This window comes from Porphyrobacter sp. MBR-155 (assembly GCF_040547625.1).
Classification (GTDB): Bacteria; Pseudomonadota; Alphaproteobacteria; order Sphingomonadales; family Sphingomonadaceae; genus Erythrobacter.
Genome location: NZ_JBEPQB010000010.1, coordinates 15,971 through 38,223 on the forward strand (window position 1 = coordinate 15,971; position 22,253 = coordinate 38,223).

A 22,253-nucleotide genomic window follows, 5' to 3' on the forward strand; every position below is an offset into this window, starting at 1 on the left:
ATTTTATCGACATACGATGTGAACATTAAAGGAAATCGATATGAACCATGTTTTCAATCACACGCTTGCTGTTGTTGCCGCCTGCGTCCTCGCCTTTGGATCAATCGGTGCAATCGTTGCCGTGCCCCCTATGCAGACTCACGTCCCGCACGCCGCTTTTGAAATCGCATGATTGACCCACTCCAACCGGGGATAATGACCATGGGCAACCACCGCTACCAACCCAACGACCCTTTGCTGATCATCGCCAAGGCAATTATCTGGCTGATCGTTGGGGTGCTGGCCTTTGCCGGGATCATCGTTGTGATCTGCATTCCCGGCGTTTTAATCTTCGGCGCCGAATTCGTGGATGCGCCCGAGATCGCACCGCTTACAGTCGACATACGGGCACTGATCGCGCTGCTGCTCGCGGGTGTGGCAGCCCTGTTGTATCTCGCGTGGCGCTTCTTCCAATCCATGCTGGCAATCGTCCGCAGTGTTGGCGAAGGCGACCCGTTCATACCCGCCAATGCTGATCGGCTGACAGCGATGGGCTGGATCATGCTGGCCATCAATATTGCCGCCATCCCGCTTGCGATTCTTGGCACCTATATTGCCAGCATTGCCGGGGAAGATGCGATTTCGGTGGACGCAGGTGTTGATTTTGGCGGCATCGTTCTCGTCCTCACGCTGTTCATCCTCGCCCGCGTCTTCCGCCACGGCACTGCAATGCGCGCCGATCTGGAGGGAACCGTCTGATGCCCCCGATCAACGATGACATCGAAGGAACCCGGATCATGGTGAAACTCGACGACCTGCTTCACGCGCGCCGCATGACCCTGACAGATCTGGCCGAACGCGTGGGCCTGACGCTCGCCAACCTCTCGATCCTCAAGACCGGCAAGGCCAAGGCGATCCGTTTTTCCACCCTCGCTGCGATCTGCCGCGAACTGGAATGCCAGCCGGGCGATCTTCTCGCCTATGAAGGGGAGTAGCGAAACCATGTGAGTCCCCGCGAAGGCGGGGATCTCGGACGGGATGGCGCTACATCGACTGAGACCCCCGCCTGCGCGGGGGCTCACACGTTGGAGATCGGGCTCTCACGCTTTTGATTGACTCTGCGCCCCCCGTCGCTAATGGCCCTGCCGACCCTTTCGGGGGTCATCCGTCCGAGACAGTTGGTGAAGGCAATTGAGCCTTCTTAATTTCCAGCCTAGACGGGGAAACGAGATTCCGGCGATTTTGCGCAAGCAATCGCCCGCGTGCTGGCCATGATGCTGGCGCACACCCTCCTTCCCTTTCGACGGACTCGCCCGTGTTCGGAGCCTCGGCTCCGCGTGCGGACAAACGTAGCCGATCGTCCGGGAGCCATCCCGAACGGTCAAATGTGAAGGAGTATGGCATGGATCGTTCGCAGAAAGCCGACGCGGTTGCCCAGCTCAATGCGGTCTTCAACGAGGTCAGCGTGGTGGTCGTCACCCGCAATCTCGGCATGACGGTGGCTCAGTCCACCGACTTGCGCACGAAGATGCGCGATGCTGGTGCATCCTATAAGGTTGCGAAGAATCGTCTCGCCAAGCTCGCCCTTGAAAACACCGACTATGTCGGGCTGGATGATATGTTCACCGGCCCGGTCGGGCTGGCCTGGTCGAAAGACCCGGTCGCGGCTGCAAAGGCCGCTGTCGATTTCGCCAAGACGAACGACAAGCTTGAAATCGTCGGCGGTTCGATGGGTTCGGTGGTGCTCGATGAAGCCGGGATCAGGGCGCTTGCCTCGATGCCGAGCCTCGACGAGCTGCGCGCCAAGCTCATCGGTCTGGTCAACGCCCCGGCGACGAAAATCGCTCAGGTCGTTACCGCGCCCGCCGCGAAGGTCGCCCGTGTTTTCGCCGCCTATGCGGACAAGGCAGCCTAAGAGACGTTTTTCGTCAGACGACACAATCTTGGGGTTATGGACATGGTGTCCGGCCCCGCCAAAATTTGGAGTGAACCATCATGGCTGATATTGCCAAGCTTGTAGAAGAACTTTCGAAGCTGACCGTGCTTGAGGCAGCTGATCTTGCCAAGGCGCTCGAAGAAGCATGGGGCGTTAGCGCCGCTGCTGCGGTTGCGGTTGCCGCCGGCCCGGCCGCTGCTGCCGAAGCTGTCGAAGAGCAGACCGAATTCGATGTTATCCTGACCGGCGACGGCGGGAAGAAGATTCAGGTCATCAAGGAAGTCCGCGCCATCACTGGTCTGGGCCTGACCGAAGCCAAGACCCTTGTGGAATCGGCTCCGAAGGCGATCAAGGAAGGCATCAACAAGGCCGAAGCCGAAGAGATCAAGAAGAAGATCGAAGAAGCCGGCGGCACTGTCGAGCTCAAGTAAGCTTTCGCTTAAGTTTTGCGGGTGTCTTGAAGCACTCGCAGATGGGAGGGCGGCGCCAGCGATGGTGCCGCCCTTTTTGCATCTCCACCGGCCTTTTCCGCCCTGCGCCCGCTTTGGTGCTTTCCCCGAATCGCGGCTGCGCCTATCGGGGCCGGCTGCCTTTCGGCGGGCACCGGAACGATCATGCAACAGGCCATACCCCTCAACACGCCCACCTGGGGCCAGGAACTGCGCGCCACGCTGGGGCTGGCGGGGCCGTTGGCGGCTGCCAATCTGCTGCAAATGCTGACCTATGCGGTCGACGTGATCTTCATCGCCCGGCTGGGTGAGGAGGAACTGGCTGGATCGGCGCTGGCGGTGTCGCTGTTCGGGCTGGTGCTGTGGGCGCTGACCGGATTGATCGGTGCAGTCGCGCCGCTGATTGCCGAATCGGTCGGCGCACGCGCGCCTGCACTGCGCCCGGTGCGGCGCTCGGTGCGGATGGCATTATGGCTTGCGGTGATCGCCGGGATTGGCGGGATGGGGCTGTGCCTGCTGCTTGATCCGATCATGCGTGTGTCGGGCCAGCAGGCGGGCATTATGGCGCTCGCCAACCAGTATAATAACGTGGTCGTGTTTTCGATGGTGCCGATGCTGCTGGCGGCGGTGCTGCGCAATTTCGTGTCGGCGCTGGGCCGCCCGATCTTTGCCACCGCGATCACCGGGCTAGGCATTTTCGTCAACGCGCTGGCCAATTACGCCTTTATTTACGGCAACCTCGGCGCGCCGGAAATGGGGCTGGCCGGGGCCGCCGTGGCCACGATCATCACCGCGTTCTTCACGCTGGGCACCTATATTGCCGCGATCCGGTTTGACCGGCGGCTGCACCGCTATCACGTGTTGGGCAGGATCTGGTCGCCCGATTGGGCGCGGCTGAAGCAGATTGTCCGGATCGGCACCCCGATTGCACTGACGATCACCGCCGAGGCAGGCATTTTCGGGGCGGCAGCGTTTCTGATGGGGCGGTTCGGCGCGGCAGAACTGGCGGGGCATACCGTGGCGTTGCAACTGGCGGCGATGGCGTTTCAGGTGCCGTTCGGGGTCGGACAGGCCGCGGCCATCCGGGTCGGCTATTTCTATGGTGCGCGCGATCCGGTGGGCGTGGCGCGGGCTGGCTGGGTGGCGCTGGGGATCGGCACGGGGTTCATGGTGTTGACCGCGGGCGCGATGGTTGCATTCCCCGAATTGCTGCTGACGATCTATGTCGATCCCGCCGCGCCGGCCAATGCCGCGCTGGTTGGTTTCGCGCTGCAATACCTGGTGCTGGCGGCGATATTCCAGCTGGCGGACGGGGTGCAGGCGGTGGCGGCTGGCGCGCTCAGGGGATTGCAGGACACCCGCGTGCCGATGTGGATCGCGATCTTCAGCTATTGGGTGCCGGGCATCGGCATGTCGGTCGGCCTCGGCTTTTTCACGCCACTGCAAGGCACCGGCGTGTGGATCGGGCTGGCCACCGGGCTGTTCTTTGCCGCCGCGCTGCTGATCTGGCGCTGGTATCGGCGCGAAGCGCTGGGCCTGACCGCGCGTTAAGCACTCGCGACGATGGTTCGCACTTCGCGCTGCGGGAAGGGAATGGTGATTCCCACTTCGCCAAAGCGGGTCTTGGCCGCCTCGGTCAACGCCCATGACAGCGCGAGGTAATCATCGGTCGCGCACCACACCCGCAGCCCGATCGTGACCGCGCTATCGGCCAAGGCGGATACAAACGCCACCGGTTCGGGATCATCCAACACCCGGTCATCGGCCGCCGCCAGTGCCAGCAATTCCGCGCGCGCCTGTTCGATATTGTCTGAATAGCCAATGCCGATCAGCAGTTCGAACCGGCGGGTCGGCATCCGGGTAAAGTTGACGATCGGCTTGTTCCACAATTCATTGTTGGGAACCATTACATACAGCCCGTCATACTGGAGGATTTCGGTGGTAAACAGGCCAATCGCCTGAACCGTGCCGGTGACGGTGCCCGCACTAATCGCCTCCCCCACCCGGAACGGGCGCTGGATCAGGATCATCACCCCCGCCGCGACATTGCTGAGCGTGCCTTGCAGCGCGAGGCCGACCGCCAGTGCCAGACCGCCAAGCGCGGCGATGATGCTGGTGGTTCTCACCCCGAACTGGGTCAGCACCGTGACGGCCACCACCACCCACAGCACATATTTGATGATGTTGCTGAGGAATTTGGCGACCGTCGGCTCGATCCGGTCGGATCGGGTCAGCGCGCGGTCAGCCGCCTTTGACAGCAACCGGGCAAGGATCACCCCGATCACCAATACCGCAATTGCCCCGGCTAATTGCGGGATGCTTTCGCGCAGCCAGACCAGCGCCTGCGCGGCGATATCAAACTCGTTTGCGAGTTTCGCGTTGAGATTGGCGAGCTTCGGACTGGTCATCGGGGGAATGGCTCCATCGGATGGGCCGCGCCTGTGCGCGGGATCGGTCGGGTTGCGGTGCCAGATAAACGACCGGGCCAGCCCTGACCACCCCACGCGCCAAATCAGCTGCACAATCATCTGCGCAGTGAATTTTTTTGCGGTTCAGCCCTTGATTCATTCGCAGCCCACGACCAAATGTGCCCCGTTGGCACTCTCAAGCGGAGAGTGCCAAGACACCTCATTCATTCAAGGAAAGGTCATCATCATGGCATTTCGTCCGCTGCACGACCGCGTTGTGGTCCGTCGCATCGAAGCCGACCAGAAGACCGCTGGCGGCATCATCATCCCCGATAGCGCTCAGGAAAAGCCGAGCGAAGGCGAAATCGTCGCCGTTGGCGACGGCGCCCGTGACGAAGACGGCGACCGCATCCCGATGGATGTCAAGGCCGGCGACCGCGTGTTGTTCGGCAAGTGGTCGGGCACCGAAGTCAAGATCGACGGGGAAGACCTGCTGATCATGAAGGAAAGCGACATCATGGGGATCATCGGCTGATCCCACAAGCTTTTCCTTTCCAAACAACCAATTTCAGGAGAAACAATCATGGCTGCCAAGGACGTAAAGTTCGGCCGCGAAGCCCGCGAAGGCATTCTGCGCGGCGTCGATATCCTCGCCAATGCCGTCAAGGTCACGCTCGGCCCCAAGGGGCGCCACGTCGTGATCGACAAGAGCTTCGGCGCACCGCGCATCACCAAGGACGGCGTCACCGTCGCCAAGGAAATCGAACTTAAGGACAAGTTCGAAAACATGGGCGCACAGATGCTGCGCGAAGTCGCCAGCAAGGCCAATGATACGGCTGGCGATGGCACCACCACCGCCACCGTGCTCGCTCAGGCGATTGTCACCGAAGGCATGAAGTCGGTCGCCGCCGGCATGAACCCGATGGATCTGAAGCGCGGCATTGATCTGGCCGTCACCAAGGTGGTCGAAAACCTCAAGAGCCGTTCGAAGGACGTGTCAGGTTCCTCCGAAATCGCGCAGGTCGGGATCATTTCGGCCAATGGCGACGTGGAAGTGGGCGAAAAAATCGCTCAGGCCATGGAAAAGGTCGGCAAGGAAGGCGTGATCACCGTCGAGGAAGCCAAAGGCCTCGAATTTGAACTCGATGTCGTCGAAGGCATGCAGTTTGATCGCGGCTACCTGTCGCCCTACTTCATCACCAACCCCGACAAGATGACCGTGGAACTGGAAAATCCCTATATCCTGATCCACGAAAAGAAGCTGTCGAACCTGCAGTCGATGCTGCCGATCCTTGAAGCTGTGGTGCAGTCGGGCCGTCCGCTGCTGATCATCGCCGAAGATATCGAAGGCGAAGCGCTGGCGACCCTGGTGGTCAACAAGCTGCGCGGCGGGCTGAAGGTTGCGGCGGTCAAGGCCCCCGGCTTTGGCGATCGTCGCAAGGCGATGCTGCAGGACATCGCGATCCTGACCAAGGGCGAGATGATTTCCGAAGACCTCGGCATCAAGCTCGAAAACGTCACTGTCGGGATGTTGGGTGAAGCCAAGAAGGTTTCGATCGACAAGGACAACACCACCATCGTCGATGGCGCCGGCGCAGCTGACGACATCAAGGCGCGCGTGGCTGAAATCCGCACCCAGATCGACAACACCACCAGCGATTACGACCGCGAAAAGCTGCAGGAACGGCTTGCCAAGCTGGCTGGCGGCGTGGCCGTGATCAAGGTTGGCGGCGCATCCGAAGTCGAAGTGAAGGAACGCAAGGACCGCGTTGATGACGCGCTCCACGCGACCCGCGCTGCGGTCGAAGAAGGCATCGTTCCGGGCGGCGGCACCGCGCTGCTTTACGCCACCAAAGCCCTGGAAGGGATGAAGGGCGCGAACGAAGACCAGACCCGCGGCATCGACATCATCCGCAAGGCGATCACCACCCCGATCAAGCAGATCGCCCAGAACGCCGGCCATGATGGCGCGGTGGTTGCGGGCAACCTGCTGCGCGAAGATGACGAAACCCAAGGGTTCAACGCGGCGACCGACACCTATGAGAACCTCGTCGCCTCGGGCGTGATCGATCCGACCAAGGTGGTTCGCGTGGCGTTGCAGGATGCGGCCTCGGTCGCTGGCCTGCTGATCACCACCGAAGCGGCAATCGTGGAACGCCCGGAAGACAAGTCGTCCGCACCTGCGATGCCTGACATGGGCGGCATGGGCGGCATGGGTTTCTAAGCTCTCGCGCTGGTGACTTCCCGGAGGCGGTATCGCCTTCCGGCAGAAACGGATAAGCCCCGGAGGTTCGCGCCTCCGGGGTTTTTCTGTTATCGCTTTCGGCAGTCGGGGCGAACCCCGGCACTGGCCGAAGAAAGGGGAATTATGAAGCTTGCACACAAAGCCCACGTCGCCTTGCTTGATGGTGAGAATTTTTCACTGTTGCGCAACGACGGGCAAATTTTTGAACCAAGGCTGGTGCCCGAAGCGCGGCCCGAACTGGTGCCGACCAATTTCAGCGCCGGGGTGCGCCATCAGGATCAACTCGGCAAACTGCTGGGCCGCACGCAGCTGGATGAACTGGCGCACGGGGCCGCGGCTGCCGAATGGCTCAACGCCAAGGCGATTGCCGGTGAGATTGAGGCGCTGCTGATCATCGCTGACCCCAAAACGCTGGGCGAAATGCGCCACCATTACCATGCCGAGCTTGAAAAACGGCTGGTCGGGGAAATCGACAAATCTTTCGCAGGCCGCCCGATCGAGGAAATTCAGCAGGCCATCATCGCCGCCTGAAACGGCGGGCGATGATGATTGCCTCCGGCGCGCGAACCCCTCACCCGCCCTTGCGGCTGGCCTCGGCGGCTTCGATCACCGCTGCATCCCACGTCACCCGTGTCTGGGTTTGCGGGTTGAAGCGGCCGCCTTCGTAGATGGCCGCCTTGGCCGCCGCGATTTCCGCCTCGGTCAGGTGTTCGCTCGGCTGAAGCGCAAACACGTCGATCCCGCGCGTGATCTCGGTGCCGTAGATATGGCCGTTATACCAGTAGGTTGACCAGTATCCGCCCAGCACCAACTGCTTGGTATCAATCGGGCCGCGATCGAAATAGGCAATTTCCTTGGGGCTCGCGCTGTCGGTAAAGTCCATCACCGAAAGGCCGCCCTGATACCACGCCTGCACAAACAGATCGCGGCCCGGCACCGGGATGATCGATCCGTTATGCGCAACGCAGTTTTCCATGTCGGTCTGCGGCGCAGGCATTTTATAGTGCGCGCGGAACACCAGCTTGCCATCGACGATATCGTAGATCGCATTGGCGCCCCAGGTCTTGGGATCGGATGCCTTGCAGCGCGGCCGCCCGCCGCCGCCCCATTCATCGGTGAAGATCACCTTGGTGCCATCATTGTTGAAGGTGGCCGAATGCCAATAGGCAAAGGTGGTGTCAGTTACCGCGTCGATCCGCTTGGGGTTCACAGGATCGCTGATGTCGAACAGGATGCCGTTGCCCGAACACGCGCCCGCCGCCAGCTTCAGCGCGGGGAACACCGTGATGTCGTGACAGTGGTTGGTCTGCGCGGTGCGCTGTGTGCCGTCGCCATGATCGCCGCCGCGCCACAACCCGGCGATTTCGCCCGATTCGGTATCGGCAAACACGCGCGGGCTTTTGATGATCCGGGCTGCCGCGGGATTGGCCACCGGAATCTCGATCACGTCGACCGAAAACAGCGCGGTGCGGGTGTCGCCCGGAATCCCGCCGATGCACCCGGCCAGCTCTTCCTCCTCACGCACCCCAGCGGTGCCGGAGTTATAGACGATCAGCCGCGTGTCATCGGCGCTAACGATTGAATGCGTGTGGCTGCCCCGGCAGGTCTGCACCCCGCCGACCTGCACCGGACGGGTGAGGTCAGAAATATCGAAGATGCGCAGCCCCCGGAACCTTTCGGTGCTGACCTTGCCCGGCGCGCCTTGCAGCCCGCAATCGATGCGCCCGCGGGTCTGTTCGACACTCATCACCAGCAGGTTGCCAGCCACCGAGACATCGCCCTGCCCGCCGGGGCACACGACACTGCTCATCAGATTGGGCACGCCGTCATCGCCCAATTTGTAGATGTTGAACCCGTGGTAAGAGCCTGCGACCATCACATCGCCAAAAAACGCGATGTCGGTGTTGGCGAAGTTGAGCAGCGGCGAACGTTCGGCAAATTCGGTCAGGCTGTCCTCTTCGGCCCGTTCAGCCGGTGCGGGCGGTACGGCATCTGCGGCGGCTTGATCGGGTGCAGGGATGGCATCGGCAGCCGCTTGACCGGGCGCGGCGGCGGGTTCGGCCGGTTCAGGTGCGGCCTTGCCTCCGTCCTGCTTGTCTTTATCTGCTTTTTGCTTGTCCTTTCTGGGGGCAGCCAGCGGGCGCAGATCGGCTGGGTTGGCAGGATCAAAGAACCCGGCGGGCTTGGCAAGGCTGGCCAGTTTGGTGAGGTTCAGGATCGCCTCACCGGCATTATCGAACCCGGCAGCAAGCCCTGAACGCGGGTCTGCCGACAAGCCGGCCAGCAGCTTGTCCATCCGCGCGATCTCGCCGGTCTGTTCGTTTTCGATATCGCTGATGAAGCGGAACAATACCGGGTCAACCGCAGTGCCATCTTCATCGAGCAGCTTTTCCACCATCTCCACCGCGCCTTCGTGGTGAGCGATCATCAGGGTGAGGAATTGCCGGTCAAAATCCACGCCCTTGGCCGCGGCCAGCGCCTGCATCTGTTCGGGGGAGGCCATGCCTGCCATGGTCGCGTGGGCGTGGTGGGCGTTGTGCCCCTGCAACATCGGGTCTTCGGCGGGCTGGCCGCGTTCAGCCAGCCAGCCTTTCATGAAGGCGATTTCGTCAGCCTGGCTCGATTCGATCCGTCCGGCAATCGCCACCAGGTCTTCGGTATTGGTGCGATCCTTGACCAGCACCGCCATATCGACCGCCTGCTGATGGTGCACGATCATGTGCTGCATGAAGGTAACGTCAGCCGGTGCGTAACCCGCCGTCACCAGCCGGGTCGCCTGTTCGGCGGTGAGCGTCTGGCTCGCCTGCCCCGGCGCACCGGGCTGCACGATCGGGGCACTTTGCGCAAAGGCGATGCCCGAGGCAGACAGCATCAGTGCGGAAAGAGCAGCGCGGGTGGCGCGCAGCGAGGCGGTGTTGGTCATAATGTCCCCTTGGTTGAAAGCCTTGCCGCCAGACTGCCGGGATCACCGGTGCAGTCAAGTCCAGGCCCGCACCGGCAAGCCCCCATTCGACGAACCTGCCACTGCGGTCGAGGAGCGGCGAATCGCGCCTGCGCGCTGCCCTGTCGCGACCTGCGCACCATTCACCGCACTGGTTAACATGAGGCCTTGTCGCGGCGAATCGGGCATGACTAGTATGGTTTATTAATCCGTCATAAACCCTGCCGGAGTAGCTTATCCCTATGGCACGCTCTCGTATCCTTGCTCTCGCCACTGGTTTTGCCGCTGCTTTTGCGGCCTTGGCAATGCCGGCCGCCGCGCGCGCTGACGAACTTCAGGCCAGTTTCGACACCGCGTTTGGCACGCAAATGCGCGAGCCGCAGAGCTTTGAGGCGATCTATGCCTCCAGCTTTGAACAACGCATCGCCGAACTTGCAAACGCCGACCAGGGCCGCATTGGCGTTGCCGCAATTGACCTTGCCACTGGCGAGGAAATCATGGTGCTGGGCGACCAATTGTTCCCGTTGGCATCGACCAGCAAGATCGCGATTGGCGCGGCCTATCTCGAAATGGTCGAACAAGGGCGCTATTCGCTGACTTCGGAATTTCCGCTGATGATGGCGGTGCGTTCGGCCAAATATTCCTCGCCCAAGGCTCCGGTGCGCGAAGGGCAATATATGCCCGCAATCGACCTGATCGAGATCATGATAACCCGGTCGAGCAATCCGGCGACCGATGCGATGCTGGCCGCGATCGGCGGGCCGGCTGTGGTCAATGACTGGATGCGGCGGCAGGGCATCAATGATTTCAGCATCAACCGCGATATCGCGACCTTGGTGCGCGATGATGGCGAATATGATCCCGCCAACCACATCGACCCGCGCGATGCCGCCACGCCGCGCGCGATGGTGCGCCTGCTGGCGGGCCTGTATCGCGGGGAGTTCCTGTCCGACCAAAGCCGTCAGGTCTTGCTTGGCGCGATGAGCCGCACCATTACCGGCAAGCGCCGCATTCCGGCGCACATCCCGCTCGAAGCGCGGGTGAGCCACAAGACCGGATCCTTGAACAACACGTCGAGCGATATCGGCATCATCGAAACCCCCGATGGCCGCGCGATTGCAGTGGCGATCTATGTGACGGGGCAGGGAACCAGGCTGGCCCGCGAGCAGCGCATCGCAGCGATTGCCCGCGCGCTGTATGATGGTTTTGCAGTGCGCGCGCAGCAGAACCCGACCAAGAACTGGACCGCCGCCCCCTATTCAACCGGGGGCTGATCCTCGGTTCAATTCATGACAGGCAGCAAAAAGGGCGGCGCCTTTCGGCACCGCCCTTCTGTATGACCGCCACCGCAAAAGCGGTGCGGATCATATCCGATTACTCGGCAGCAGCAGTCGCAGCTTCGGCGGTCGCGGCAGCGGCATCAGCAGCTTCGGTCGCGGCGTCGGCGGTTGCTTCAGCAGCTTCGGCAGTCGCGTCGGCAGCGCCTTCGACGGCTTCAACAGCGGCGTCGGCGTTGGCTTCGGCGTCAGCAGCCATCGCGTCGGCAGCTTCTTCGGTTTCGGTGGCGGTTTCGCCGCTGCAAGCAGCAAGGCCGAGGGCCGAGGTGGCGATCGCGGCAGCAAGAATGATCTTACGCATAATATGAATTCCTTCTTCAGCGAATGTCACGCACCCCGCTTGGGATTGCGTCGAACCCGGCGACTGAACTCCGGTTCACCGCTGCAAATAATGGCAAGATTGCGGCAGCGCAAGCGAATTAAGGCACCGCCGCCCAAATTTCGCCGTTTTCCTGCCACAATTTAACGCCCCGCCACCTGCGATCCCCCTCTACCCGCGCGCTTTGCCGGGTGCTAGCAGGCGGCATGGCCGAACCTTCCAAACAGCACCTCTATCTCGTCGATGGATCATCCTATATCTTCCGGGCCTATCACCGGCTGCCCCCGCTCACCAATCCGCACGGCACGCCGGTCGGCGCGGTCTATGGCTACACCACCATGCTGTGGAAGCTCGCCGCCGATCTTGATGCGGCCGACGGGCCGACCCACCTTGCGGTGATCCTTGACGCAGGATCAATCAGTTTCCGCAACGGAATCTACGCCGAATACAAGGCCAACCGCCCCCCTGCGCCCGAAGACCTGGTGCCGCAATTCCCGCTGATCCGCGATGCCACCCGCGCCTTCAGCCTGCCTTGCATCGAGGAAGCAGGGCTGGAGGCCGACGATCTGATCGCCTCCTACGCGCGCGAGGCGCAGCGCATGGGATGGGACGTGACCATCGTTTCATCCGACAAGGATCTGATGCAATTGGTGGGCGAGGTTGATGGGCCGCACGGCCCCGCCCGGATCGATATGCTCGATACGATGAAGAACCAGCGCATCTATCTCGATGAAGTCGAAGAGAAATTCGGCGTCCCGCCCGAACTGGTGGGCGATGTGCTGGCGTTGATGGGGGACACGGCTGACAATGTGCCGGGCATTTTCGGGGTTGGGCCAAAAACCGCGAGCAAGCTGATCGCTGAACACGGCTCGCTCACCGCGGCGCTGGATGCGGCGTCCGACATGAAGCCATCGAAGCTCAAAGACCGCCTGATCGAAAGCCGCAGCGATGCCGAACTGAGCAAGGTGCTGGTAACGCTGAAAGAAGATTGCGCGCTGCCGCAGCCGATTGCGGAAATGAAGCTTGGCCCCGTCCCGCCCGCCCCGCTGGCGGCTTTCCTTGAACAGCACGGCTTCACCTCGCTGCTGCGGCGGCTGGATGCAGGGCGCGGCAGCCCGTCGCGCACCACCGATTTGAACCCGCCCAAACCCGATACGCCGGGAGCAAACGGGGACGGCGCCAATGGCAGCGCCAACCGCCAGCCGCTGCCCGATATGCCCCCCGTCGATCACAGCGCCTATGAAACGGTGCAGACGATCGAGCGGCTGGAAGCATGGATCGAGCGCGCCTTCGCTGCACGGGTGGTGGCGGTTGATACCGAAACCACCTCGCTCGATGCGATGCGCGCCGATCTGGTCGGGGTCAGCCTTGCGCTTGGCCCCAATGACGCGTGCTACATCCCGCTCGCGCACCATAATATCGAGGGGGGCGGGGACGATATGTTCGCGCAAAAGCCGCAGCAGGTGGGCATGGCCGCCGCGCTCGCCGCGCTAGGGCCGCTGCTGGAGGATGCAGCCGTCCTCAAGGTGTTCCAGAACGGCAAGTATGATCTCAACATCTTCGCGCGTCAGGGGATCAATGTCGCCCCGATTGACGATACGATGGTGATCAGTTTTGCGCTGGATGCCGGACGCGGGGAGGAAGGCATGGGCGGCGGCCATGGGATGGACGAGCTCAGCCAGCGCCACCTCGGCCATACCCCGATTGCGTTCAAGGACGTGTGCGGCACCGGCAAGAAGGCGATCTTGTTCAGCGAAGTGCCGCTCGACCGCGCGACGCCTTATGCCGCCGAGGATGCCGACGTCACCCTGCGGCTATACCGCCACCTCAAACCGCGCCTCGCCATCGAAGGTGGCACGCGGGTCTATGAGCGGGTTGACCGCCCGCTGATCGCGGTGGTCGCCGCGATGGAGCGCGAAGGGATCCGGGTTGACCGCGCGCGGCTGGCAAAGCTGTCAGAGGAATTTGCGGTCGAGATTGCCCGGCTCGAAGGGGAAATCCATAGCCTTGCCGGGCAGGAATTCACCGTCGGCAGCCCGAAGCAGTTGGGCGATATCCTGTTCGACAAATTGGGGCACAAGGGCGGGAAGAAGGGCAAGAGCGGACAATATTCGACCGATGTCTCGGTGCTGGAAAAGCTCGCCGGGGAAGGCGCGCCGATTGCCCGCAAAGTGCTCGAATGGCGGCAGTTGGCGAAGCTGAAATCGACCTATACTGATGCGCTGCAAGCCGCGATAAATCCGGCGACCGGGCGTGTTCACACCAGCTACAGCCTGGTCGGCGCGCAGACCGGGCGGCTGTCGTCGACCGATCCCAACTTGCAGAATATCCCGATCCGCACCGCGATTGGCCGCCAGATTCGTGAAGCCTTTGTGCCCGAACCGGGCAATGTCCTGCTGGCCGCCGACTATTCGCAGATCGAATTGCGGCTGGCCGCGCATATGGCCGGGGTCGACACGCTGAAGGCGGCATTCGCGGCGGGTGAGGACATCCACGCCCGCACCGCCACCGAAATGTTCGGCGAAGTCACCCGCGACACCCGCGCGCGGGCAAAAACTATAAATTTTGCAATACTTTACGGAATTTCACGCTGGGGCTTGGCGGGGCGGCTGGAGGTTACGCCCGAAGAAGCGCAGGCGATGATCGACACCTATTTCCAGCGTTTCCCCGGCATCCAGCGCTACATCCACGAAACGCTCGAAACCGTGCGGGCCAAGGGTTATTCCGAGACATTGTTCGGGCGCAAAACGTGGTTCCCGCGGATCAATTCCAAGAACCAGGCCGAACGTCAGGGGAGCGAGCGCGCCGCGATCAATGCCCCGATCCAGGGCACCAGCGCCGACATCATCAAGCGCGCAATGGCGCGGATGCTGCCCGCGCTGGGCGATGCGGGCCTCCACGATGTGCGGATGCTGTTGCAGGTGCACGACGAATTGGTGTTCGAACTGCCAGAGGACCGCGTCGAAGCCGCCACCCCGATCATCCGCCGCGTGATGGCCGAAGCCGCGCTGCCAGCCGTCGAACTCACCGTGCCGCTGGGGGTCGATATCGGCACGGGCCGATCATGGGACGCGGCGCATTAGGGCAGGCTAGACCCCCTTTAGACCCCCCTTAGACACTTCCAGACAGCGCGATTGCGGTGCTCGCAGCAATGTTTCACGTGAAACATTTGCGGAACTTTGGAGTGTGCCCGATCCTCTAACCCAGCCCGCTCAATCGTGCTTTTTCTCCCGCGTCGGGGTCAGCATATCCGGCGCGATGAAGCCGATCGGGTGAACTTCCGCCGCGCGCTTTTTCAGCTCGCCGCGCATATTCTTGTATTCAGCCTCCATCGCCTCGGTCACGGTGGCGCGCGAATCCTTTAAAGCCTCGTCGAAATCGAGCGCGCTGACCGCGTCCACTTCGCCGCCCACACGGCGCAGCGCGGACAGGCCGGCGCGTCGCACCACATCTTCAAGATCGGCCCCGGTATAGCGTTCGGTCTTTCCCGCCAGCGCGGCCAGATCAACGTCCGCCGCCAGCGGCATTTTGGCGGTGTGAATGCCAAGGATGTGCTCACGTCCCGGCTTGTCAGGGGTGCCGACGTAAACCAGTTCGTCAAACCGGCCGGGCCGCAGCAACGCCGGATCGACCAGCGCCGGACGATTGGTCGCGCCGATCACGATCACCGATTGCAGTTCCTCCAGCCCGTCCATTTCGGCCAGAATGGTGTTGACCACGCGGCCCGTCACCTGCGGTTCGCCCTGCCCGCTGCCGCGCGCGGGAACCAGTGAATCGATCTCGTCGATGAACAGCACACACGGCGCAACCGACCGGGCACGGGCGAACAGTCGGGCGATTTGCTGTTCGCTTTCGCCATACCATTTCGACAGCAGGTCAGAACTTTTCATCGAGATGAAATTGGCCTCAGCCTCCTTCGCCACCGCCTTGGCCAGCAGGGTTTTGCCAGTGCCCGGCGGGCCGTAGAGCAGGAAGCCCTTGGCCGGACGAATGCCCAGACGCCGGAACGCTTCGGGGTTTTTCAGCGGCAGTTCGATCCCCTCTTTCAGCTTGTCGATGGCATCATCCACGCCGCCGATATCGCTCCAGCTGACATTGGGCATCTGCACCATCACCTCGCGCATGGCCGATGGCTGCACGCGCTTGAGCGCGGCGAGGAAATCGTCGCGGGTCACGCACAGGTCTTCGAGCACTTCGGGGGGGATCGTGCGTTCATCCAGATCCAGCCGGGGCATGATCCGCCGCACCGCCTCAATCGCCGCCTCACGCGCCAGCGCGGCGATATCCGCGCCGACAAAGCCGTGAGTGACGCGGGCAAGTTCTTTCAGATCAACCGCCGCCTCCAACGGCATCCCGCGGGTGTGAATGCTGAGAATCTCGCGCCGCCCGCGTTCATCAGGCACGCCGATCACAATCTCGCGGTCAAACCGGCCCGGCCGCCGCAATGCCTCGTCAATCGCGTCGGGCCGATTGGTGGCTGCGATCACCACCAGATTGGCGCGCTTTTCCAGCCCGTCCATCAGCGTCAGCAACTGCGCCACCAGACGCTTTTCGGCCTCCCCCGGCACCTGCGTGCGTTTGGGCGCGATCGAATCGATTTCGTCGATGAAGATGATCGCGGGCGCCGCGCGGGCAGCCTCCTCGAACACTTCGCGCAGGCGCTTTTCGCTTTCGCCATAGGCGGAACCCATGATTTCCGGGCCGTTGATGGTGAAGAATTCGGCATCCGATTCGTTCGCGACCGCCTGCGCCAACCGGGTCTTGCCGGTACCCGGCGGGCCGTGGAGCAGCACGCCCTTGGGCGGTTCGACGCCGAGGCGGATGAACAATTCCGGATAGCGCAGCGGCAATTCCACCATTTCGCGCAAGGCGTTAATGGTATCGTCCATCCCGCCGACATCATCGTAATTGACCGCCGCCCGGCCATCGCGCGGTTCTTCGAATTCGGCGCGCAGTTCGACCTCGGTGTTCTCGTCAATATGGACGATGCCCTTGGGGCTGGTCGCGGCGACGGTGAGGCGAATCTGGGTCAAGGCATAGGCTGGAGCGCGCAAGAGCTGGCGAACATCGGGCGGCATATTCTGCACCGGCTGCTGCCCGGTGGTCGCCACCAGATCACCGGCCACCAGCGGGCGGCGGAAGAAATTACGCTTCAACGCCTGGGTCGGCCCCTGCAGCCGCATTTCACGCTGGGCAGGCGCAAATACCACGCGGGTGGCTGGGCGCGATTCGGCTTTGGCGATGTCAACGTGCTCACCCGATCCCGCCTCGGCATTGCCGCGCTGCAACCCGTCGAGCCGCACCACATCGAGCGCGTCATCTTCCGGATAGGCGGCCATGGCGATCGCGGCAGTGGCGCGCTTGCCGGTGATTTCGACCACATCGCCCTCGGTAATCCCGAGCTTCTGGAACGCCGATCGCGGCATACGGGCAATGCCCTGCCCCGATTCTTCCTGTCGCGCAGGAGCAACCTGCAACCTTACGTTGCGGGTCGGAGCGGCGGTTTCGGCATCGGCCATGAAGGAATCCCTGTGCAGCTGGCGGTCTTGGGTCGAAACCAATAGCTAGGAACAAGGAAAGGCGAATGCAATCAGCAGGCGGCGCAGCGTGTCCGGCACGCCTGGCGATTTGTGCCGGGCAAAAAAAGCCCGGCACGGGGCCGGGCTTTGAAAGTTTTGGGAGAGGATGCCTGAAAGGCACTTCGCATATGCAGCAGGCATGGCTGTTGTGCAAGTGCGAAAGCCTCATTGATAGTTGCATACGACGCAACGAATGAGGAAATCGCAGGGTTTCTATACGAAAGGGCGCACATAACTGCTTGCAATGAAAGCAGTTGCCTAATTATTCAGCAATTGAATGGCAAAATCGCGTGCTGCATCGCAACATGAATATAAATTCACCTTTGGCGATCGCATGGGCGTGACAGCGCGCTTCGAAGCCTCTAATCATCCTATGTGACATTCCGCAGACGGCCTGTGCGTGCCGATTGAGTGAGCGAGCAAACCAGTTCGATGACCAAAATCTACTCCGATGCCGCCAGTGCGCTTGCAGGCGTCCTGAAAAACGACATGCTGATCGCCGCAGGGGGCTTTGGCCTATGCGGCATTCCCGAAAGATTGCTCGACGCGATCCGCGATAGCGGGGTGACTGGCCTCACCTTTGCCAGCAACAATGCCGGGATCGACAATCAAGGCATCGGCAAACTGCTGCGCACCCGGCAGGTGGCCAAGATGATCAGTTCCTATGTCGGCGAAAACAAAGAGTTTGAACGGCAATATCTGGCGGGTGAGCTTGCAGTTGAATTCTGTCCTCAAGGCACACTGGCCGAACGGATGCGCGCAGGCGGCGCGGGCATTCCCGGATTCTACACCCGCACCGGGGTCGGCACCGAAGTCGCCGAGGGCAAGGAACACAAGGACTTCCCCGACCGTGACGGAGTGATGCAGACCTATATCCTTGAACACGGCATCTTCGCCGACCTCGCCATCGTCAAGGCGTGGAAAGCCGATGAAACCGGCAACCTCATCTTCCGCAAGACCGCGCGCAATTTCAACCTGCCCGCGGCCACCTGCGGCAAGGTGTGCGTTGCCGAGGTCGAGGAAATCGTTCCCGCAGGCGCGCTTGATCCCGATCAGATCCACCTTGCCGGGGTGTTCGTGAACCGCATCGTGATGGGCGCGCCCTATGACAAGCAGATCGAATTCCTGACCACACGCGAAAGGGAGGTTGCGGCATGAGCTGGACCCGTGACCAGATGGCAGCGCGCGCCGCGCGCGAATTGCAGGATGGCTATTACGTCAACCTTGGCATCGGCATCCCGACGCTGGTCGCCAATCACATCCCCGAAGGGATGATGGTGACGCTGCAAAGCGAGAACGGGATGCTCGGCATCGGGCCGTTCCCTTATGAAGACGAGGTTGACGCTGACCTGATCAACGCCGGCAAGCAGACCATCAGTGAACTGCCGCACAGCGCCTATTTCGACAGCGCCACCAGCTTTGCGATGATCCGCGGCGGGCATATTGATCTGACCGTGCTGGGCGCGATGGAAGTGGCGGAGAACGGCGACATCGCCAACTGGATGATCCCCGGCAAGATGATCAAGGGCATGGGCGGGGCGATGGATCTGGTCGCGGGCGTCAAGAAGATCATCGTAGTGATGGATCACACCGCCAAGGACGGCAGCCCCAAATTCATCCCCGCCTGCACCTTGCCGCTGACCGGCACGGGGGTGGTGGACATGGTGATCACCAATCTGGCGGTGTTCCAGCGGCCCGACCACGCCTCACCCTTTCGCCTGATCGAAATGGCCCCCGGCGTGACCGAAGCTGACATCGCCGCCTCCACCACCGCGCATTACGCGGTGTGATGCGGCGTGGAATCGCGTTTGTCGGCCTGGCATTGCTGTTGGTGATCGGCGGCATCCTCGCCTTCACTTCGCCCCCACGGCTGCTGTCGGCCTATGACTGGGCGATGGGCGGCGGCGCGGGCGCGCGGCAGGTGGTCGAAGGCGTGCCTTTCGGCAACCACGGGCAGACGCTCGACATCTGGGCACCGGACACCGCAGTCAAAAGCAAGCTGCCGGTGGTGATCTTCTGGTACGGCGGCGGCTGGGCCAAGGGTGACCGCGCCGCCTATGCTTTTGCCGGGCGTGCACTGGCAAAACAGGGCTTCCTCGTCGTCATCCCCGATTACCGCAAGGTGCCGCAGGTGCGCTTTCCCGCCTTCCTCGAAGACGGGGCCGAGGCGGTCGCGTGGACGCGCGACAATATCGCCGCGCAGGGCGGCGACCCGACGCGGATCGCGTTCATGGGCCATTCGGCGGGGGCCTATGTCGCGGTGATGCTGGCACTGGACACGCAGCGGCTGACAGCGGCGGGGGTTGATCCTGCCATCACCAAGGCGGCGGTTGGGCTGTCTGGCCCCTATGATTTCCACCCCTTCACCAGCAAGCGTTCGATCGATGCGATGGGGCAATGGCCGCGCCCGGCTGAAACGCAGCCGATTGCCTATGCCCGCACAGATGCCCCGCCGCTGCTGCTGGCGACGTCGCAGGGCGATACCACGGTGCGCGCGAAGAATGCCAACAACCTCGCGGCGAAATTGCGCGAGTTGGGTGCGCCGGTCGAGGTGAAGAACTACGGCCCGTTGTCCCACGAGGAGGTGGTGATGGCGCTGTCCACACCCTACCGCGCCAAGGCACCCGTGCTGGCCGATAGCGTGGCTTTCCTGCGCGCGCATCTGGCGGCAGGCGGGGATTGACGCGATGTGGCTCGACCAGCCCCGCAACCCCGATGCGCCGCTTGCGGGGCTCAAGGTGGTGGAACTGGCGCGGGTGCTGGCGGGGCCGTTTGCGGGACAGATCCTCGCTGATCTGGGCGCGGATGTGATCAAGGTGGAAAGCCCGGAAGGCGATGGCACCCGGCTGTGGGGGCCGCCTTGGGTAGAGCGCACCGATGCGCAGGGGCGGGTCCACCGCGAGGCCGCCTATTACCACGCCTGCAATCGCGGCAAACGCTCGATCATCGCCGATTTCGCGGATGCAGGCGATCTTGCGCGGGTCAAGGCGCTGATCGCCGGGGCCGACGTGGTGATCGAAAACTTCAAGACCGGCAGCCTCGCCAAGTTCGGCCTCGATTACGCGAGCGTTGCGGGCGGCAATCCCGGCCTCGTCTATTGTTCGATCACCGGCTTCGGCCAAACCGGGCCGCGCGCGCACGAAGCGGGCTATGATTTCGTCGCGCAGGGGATGAGCGGGCTGATGTCGCTGACTGGGGAGCCGCACGGCCATCCGGTCAAGATGGGCATCTCGATATCTGACATCACCACCGGCATCTGGGCAGCCAACGGCATTCAGGCGGCGCTATTGATGCGGGCGCGGACAGGACGCGGACAACAGGTCGACATGAGCCTGATGGATTGTTCGGTCGGGCTACTCGCCAATCAGGCGACCTATCTGTTCACCACCGGCGAAAACCCCCCGCGGATGGGCAATGCCCACGCGCAGGTCGCGCCTTACGGGGTGTTTGCGGTGGCCGATGGCCACGTGATCCTTGCGCCCGCCAATGACGGCTTGTTCCACAAGCTGATGGCGGTGCTGGGGCTGGCCCATCTGTCCGCCGATCCGCGCTTTGCCACCAATGGTGATCGCACCGCCAATGCCGCAGCGCTCGATACCGAAATCGCGGCGGCGGCAGCGGGGTGGACCAAGCAAGGCCTGCTCGATGCCTGCCATGCTGCGGGCGTTCCTGCGGGGCCGATCAATCGCTTGGACGAGGTGTTTGCCGATCCTCAGGTGATCGCGCGCGGGATGCGGGTGGAGCTTGGTGGGATGGCGGGGGTGCGCAGCCCGTTCACCTTTTCCGATGCCGAACTGGCGCTCGATCGGCCTTCCCCGACCCATGGTGAGGATGGCTAAGATAGCGTCTTCGCCGCGCCGCGCCATAACCGTTCAAACGGGCCTTGCCCCCATCGTGCGAGCCACAGCGGCGACCACGCCAGCATCGCCGCAATCGGCACGAAACTGAGCGTGAAAGCCTGCGCGCGGGTAACTTCGCCAAACAGCCCCAGCCCCCACGGGGCGAAGATCGCGGCGAGCACCACGCTGGTCATCAGGTAATTGGTCAGCGACAACCTGCCCACCGCCGCCAGCCGGCGGGTGAACGCGTTGTCGCGCGCCAGAAACGCCATCGCCAGCGCCGCATAGGTCAGCCCCAGCAGCATATCGAACGGAGCCGACAGCACCAGCGCTACCGGCCCGACCAGCGCCGCCGGAAAGCCCTGTGCCACCAGCCACCCCGCCAAACCCAGCAGCCCCGGCAGCGCCGCTAGCGCGGCTATTCCCGCCACGCGTTGCAGCCGGAAGGTGCGCCATTCGCCCCGCAGCATCCCCGCCTTCCACAGCCCCATGCCCAGCGCAATGGCGGCAAGGTTGATCGGGATTGAGGCCATGATGGTCGCCAATTGCGCCGGGATTCCCAGACCCCGCCGGACGATCCGTTCGCCCAGCCCCTCGCGCCCTTGTTCCAGCAGCATCGCCATCGCCGCCGGATCGCGGCCAAATTGCCGCTCCGCCCACAGCAGCGCGTCTGTGCCCCAATGTTTCACGTGAAAATCGACCAAGGGGGTACCAAGCGCGGTCAAGCCCAGGGCAAGGTGCACCGTAAGCAGACCGAGCGCGACCGCCACCAGTGCCCGCGCCGACAATCCGGCCAGCAGCGGCAGCGCAAGCCCCGCGATCGCATAGGCACGCAGCACATCATTGCTGGCCAGCAGCGTCGCGTGGATCAGCCCGATCGCAAACAGCACCGCCATGCGAGCATAATGCGCTCGCCACATACGCCCCGCGCCGCTCGCCCCGCCGCGTTCCAGCAGGATCAGGCAACCCACGCCAAACAGCATCGCGAATAGCGTGCGGAACTTGTCCTCGATGAACACGAAGCTGCCCAGCCACACCCAGTAATCGACTGGGCTGGCCGCGCCGTAGGACAGCAGATTATAATAGGCCGGCCCCGGCAGCGCGAAGGCGAGGACGTTCATCCACACGATCCCGATCACCGCAATCCCGCGCAGCGCATCAAGCGCAAGGATACGTTGAGCGGGCGGGCAAGCAGGGGGTGGGGCGGGCGTCACCATCGGT

19 protein-coding genes are annotated in these 22,253 nt (G+C 62.8%); 14 read left to right on the top strand and 5 right to left on the bottom strand.

All coding sequences use genetic code 11. The annotated features are described in order from the left end of the window. The first annotated feature begins 195 nt into the window (after positions 1 to 195). The 5 genes from ABIE62_RS11400 to ABIE62_RS11420 all read left to right on the top strand — a co-directional run bounded on the left by ABIE62_RS11400 (position 196) and on the right by ABIE62_RS11420 (position 3,915). A complete protein-coding gene (locus ABIE62_RS11400; RefSeq protein WP_354326136.1) occupies positions 196 to 738 on the top strand; it encodes a DUF2975 domain-containing protein in 543 nt (180 codons plus the stop codon). Beyond that, on the top strand, positions 738 to 974 hold the full coding sequence (locus ABIE62_RS11405; RefSeq protein WP_354326138.1) for a helix-turn-helix domain-containing protein: 237 nt from the start codon (positions 738 to 740) through the stop codon (positions 972 to 974). The genes ABIE62_RS11400 and ABIE62_RS11405 overlap by 1 nt, the downstream gene beginning before the upstream one ends. Before the next feature lie 407 nt (positions 975 to 1,381). Next, positions 1,382 to 1,894 carry a 50S ribosomal protein L10 gene (gene rplJ / locus ABIE62_RS11410; protein ID WP_354326140.1) on the top strand — a complete coding sequence of 171 codons (513 nt, stop codon included), beginning with the start codon at positions 1,382 to 1,384 and terminating at the stop codon, positions 1,892 to 1,894. Positions 1,895 to 1,974: 80 nt separating this feature from the next. After that, complete coding sequence (rplL, locus tag ABIE62_RS11415; RefSeq protein WP_354326142.1) at positions 1,975 to 2,346, top strand: 50S ribosomal protein L7/L12; 372 nt, start codon at positions 1,975 to 1,977, stop codon at positions 2,344 to 2,346. Positions 2,347 to 2,529: 183 nt separating this feature from the next. Next, positions 2,530 to 3,915: an MATE family efflux transporter gene (locus ABIE62_RS11420; protein WP_354326144.1), complete on the top strand. Its 1,386-nt coding sequence runs from the start codon at positions 2,530 to 2,532 to the stop codon at positions 3,913 to 3,915. Here ABIE62_RS11420 and ABIE62_RS11425 read toward each other — a convergent pair. Then, positions 3,912 to 4,772 (bottom strand): mechanosensitive ion channel family protein, encoded by an 861-nt coding sequence (locus tag ABIE62_RS11425; RefSeq protein ID WP_354326146.1) that lies wholly within the window; start codon positions 4,770 to 4,772, stop codon positions 3,912 to 3,914. The two genes, ABIE62_RS11420 and ABIE62_RS11425, sit on opposite strands and share 4 nt — an antisense overlap. Before the next feature lie 247 nt (positions 4,773 to 5,019). On the opposite strand from ABIE62_RS11425, the gene groES reads away from it, so the two are divergent. The 3 genes from groES to ABIE62_RS11440 all read left to right on the top strand — a co-directional run bounded on the left by groES (position 5,020) and on the right by ABIE62_RS11440 (position 7,548). Beyond that, complete coding sequence (gene groES / locus ABIE62_RS11430; RefSeq protein WP_354326148.1) at positions 5,020 to 5,307, top strand: co-chaperone GroES; 288 nt, start codon at positions 5,020 to 5,022, stop codon at positions 5,305 to 5,307. Between the two features lie 48 nt (positions 5,308 to 5,355). Continuing rightward, the gene (gene groL, locus ABIE62_RS11435) at positions 5,356 to 6,996 is read left to right on the top strand and encodes a chaperonin GroEL (protein WP_354326150.1); all 1,641 of its coding nucleotides are present in this window, start codon (positions 5,356 to 5,358) and stop codon (positions 6,994 to 6,996) included. Positions 6,997 to 7,140: 144 nt separating this feature from the next. Continuing rightward, positions 7,141 to 7,548 (top strand): baeRF12 domain-containing protein, encoded by a 408-nt coding sequence (locus ABIE62_RS11440; RefSeq protein WP_354326152.1) that lies wholly within the window; start codon positions 7,141 to 7,143, stop codon positions 7,546 to 7,548. A gap of 40 nt (positions 7,549 to 7,588) precedes the next feature. Here ABIE62_RS11440 and ABIE62_RS11445 read toward each other — a convergent pair whose 3' ends face one another. Beyond that, positions 7,589 to 9,940, bottom strand: a complete 2,352-nt coding sequence (locus ABIE62_RS11445) for a DUF305 domain-containing protein (protein ID WP_354326153.1) — start codon at positions 9,938 to 9,940, stop codon at positions 7,589 to 7,591. Between the two features lie 323 nt (positions 9,941 to 10,263). On the opposite strand from ABIE62_RS11445, the gene ABIE62_RS11450 reads away from it, so the two are divergent. Further along, on the top strand, positions 10,264 to 11,232 hold the full coding sequence (locus tag ABIE62_RS11450) for a serine hydrolase (protein WP_454184815.1): 969 nt from the start codon (positions 10,264 to 10,266) through the stop codon (positions 11,230 to 11,232). Between the two features lie 100 nt (positions 11,233 to 11,332). On the opposite strand, the gene ABIE62_RS11455 is transcribed toward ABIE62_RS11450, so the two are convergent. Further along, complete coding sequence (locus tag ABIE62_RS11455; protein WP_354326156.1) at positions 11,333 to 11,596, bottom strand: hypothetical protein; 264 nt, start codon at positions 11,594 to 11,596, stop codon at positions 11,333 to 11,335. 224 nt (positions 11,597 to 11,820) lie between these two features. Between ABIE62_RS11455 and polA the strand changes: the two genes are divergently transcribed. Continuing rightward, positions 11,821 to 14,697: a DNA polymerase I gene (polA, locus tag ABIE62_RS11460; protein ID WP_354326157.1), complete on the top strand. Its 2,877-nt coding sequence runs from the start codon at positions 11,821 to 11,823 to the stop codon at positions 14,695 to 14,697. Between the two features lie 129 nt (positions 14,698 to 14,826). On the opposite strand, the gene ABIE62_RS11465 is transcribed toward polA, so the two are convergent. Beyond that, a complete protein-coding gene (locus ABIE62_RS11465; RefSeq protein ID WP_354326159.1) occupies positions 14,827 to 17,133 on the bottom strand; it encodes a CDC48 family AAA ATPase in 2,307 nt (768 codons plus the stop codon). Between the two features lie 492 nt (positions 17,134 to 17,625). Between ABIE62_RS11465 and ABIE62_RS11470 the strand changes: the two genes are divergently transcribed. The 4 genes from ABIE62_RS11470 to ABIE62_RS11485 are packed head-to-tail and all read left to right on the top strand — an operon-like array spanning position 17,626 to position 21,032. Continuing rightward, positions 17,626 to 18,351, top strand: a complete 726-nt coding sequence (locus ABIE62_RS11470; protein ID WP_354326282.1) for a CoA transferase subunit A — start codon at positions 17,626 to 17,628, stop codon at positions 18,349 to 18,351. Continuing rightward, a complete protein-coding gene (locus ABIE62_RS11475) occupies positions 18,348 to 18,983 on the top strand; it encodes a CoA transferase subunit B (RefSeq protein WP_354326160.1) in 636 nt (211 codons plus the stop codon). The genes ABIE62_RS11470 and ABIE62_RS11475 overlap by 4 nt, the downstream gene beginning before the upstream one ends. Beyond that, positions 18,983 to 19,876 (top strand): alpha/beta hydrolase, encoded by an 894-nt coding sequence (locus tag ABIE62_RS11480; protein WP_354326162.1) that lies wholly within the window; start codon positions 18,983 to 18,985, stop codon positions 19,874 to 19,876. Before ABIE62_RS11475 ends, ABIE62_RS11480 begins: the two co-directional genes overlap by 1 nt. Positions 19,877 to 19,880: 4 nt before the next feature. Next, on the top strand, positions 19,881 to 21,032 hold the full coding sequence (locus tag ABIE62_RS11485; protein ID WP_354326163.1) for a CaiB/BaiF CoA transferase family protein: 1,152 nt from the start codon (positions 19,881 to 19,883) through the stop codon (positions 21,030 to 21,032). Here the strand turns inward: ABIE62_RS11485 and ABIE62_RS11490 are convergent. Next, positions 21,029 to 22,249, bottom strand: coding sequence for a DUF418 domain-containing protein (locus ABIE62_RS11490; RefSeq protein ID WP_354326165.1), 1,221 nt, complete (start codon positions 22,247 to 22,249; stop codon positions 21,029 to 21,031). The two genes, ABIE62_RS11485 and ABIE62_RS11490, sit on opposite strands and share 4 nt — an antisense overlap. Positions 22,250 to 22,253 lie beyond the last annotated feature (4 nt).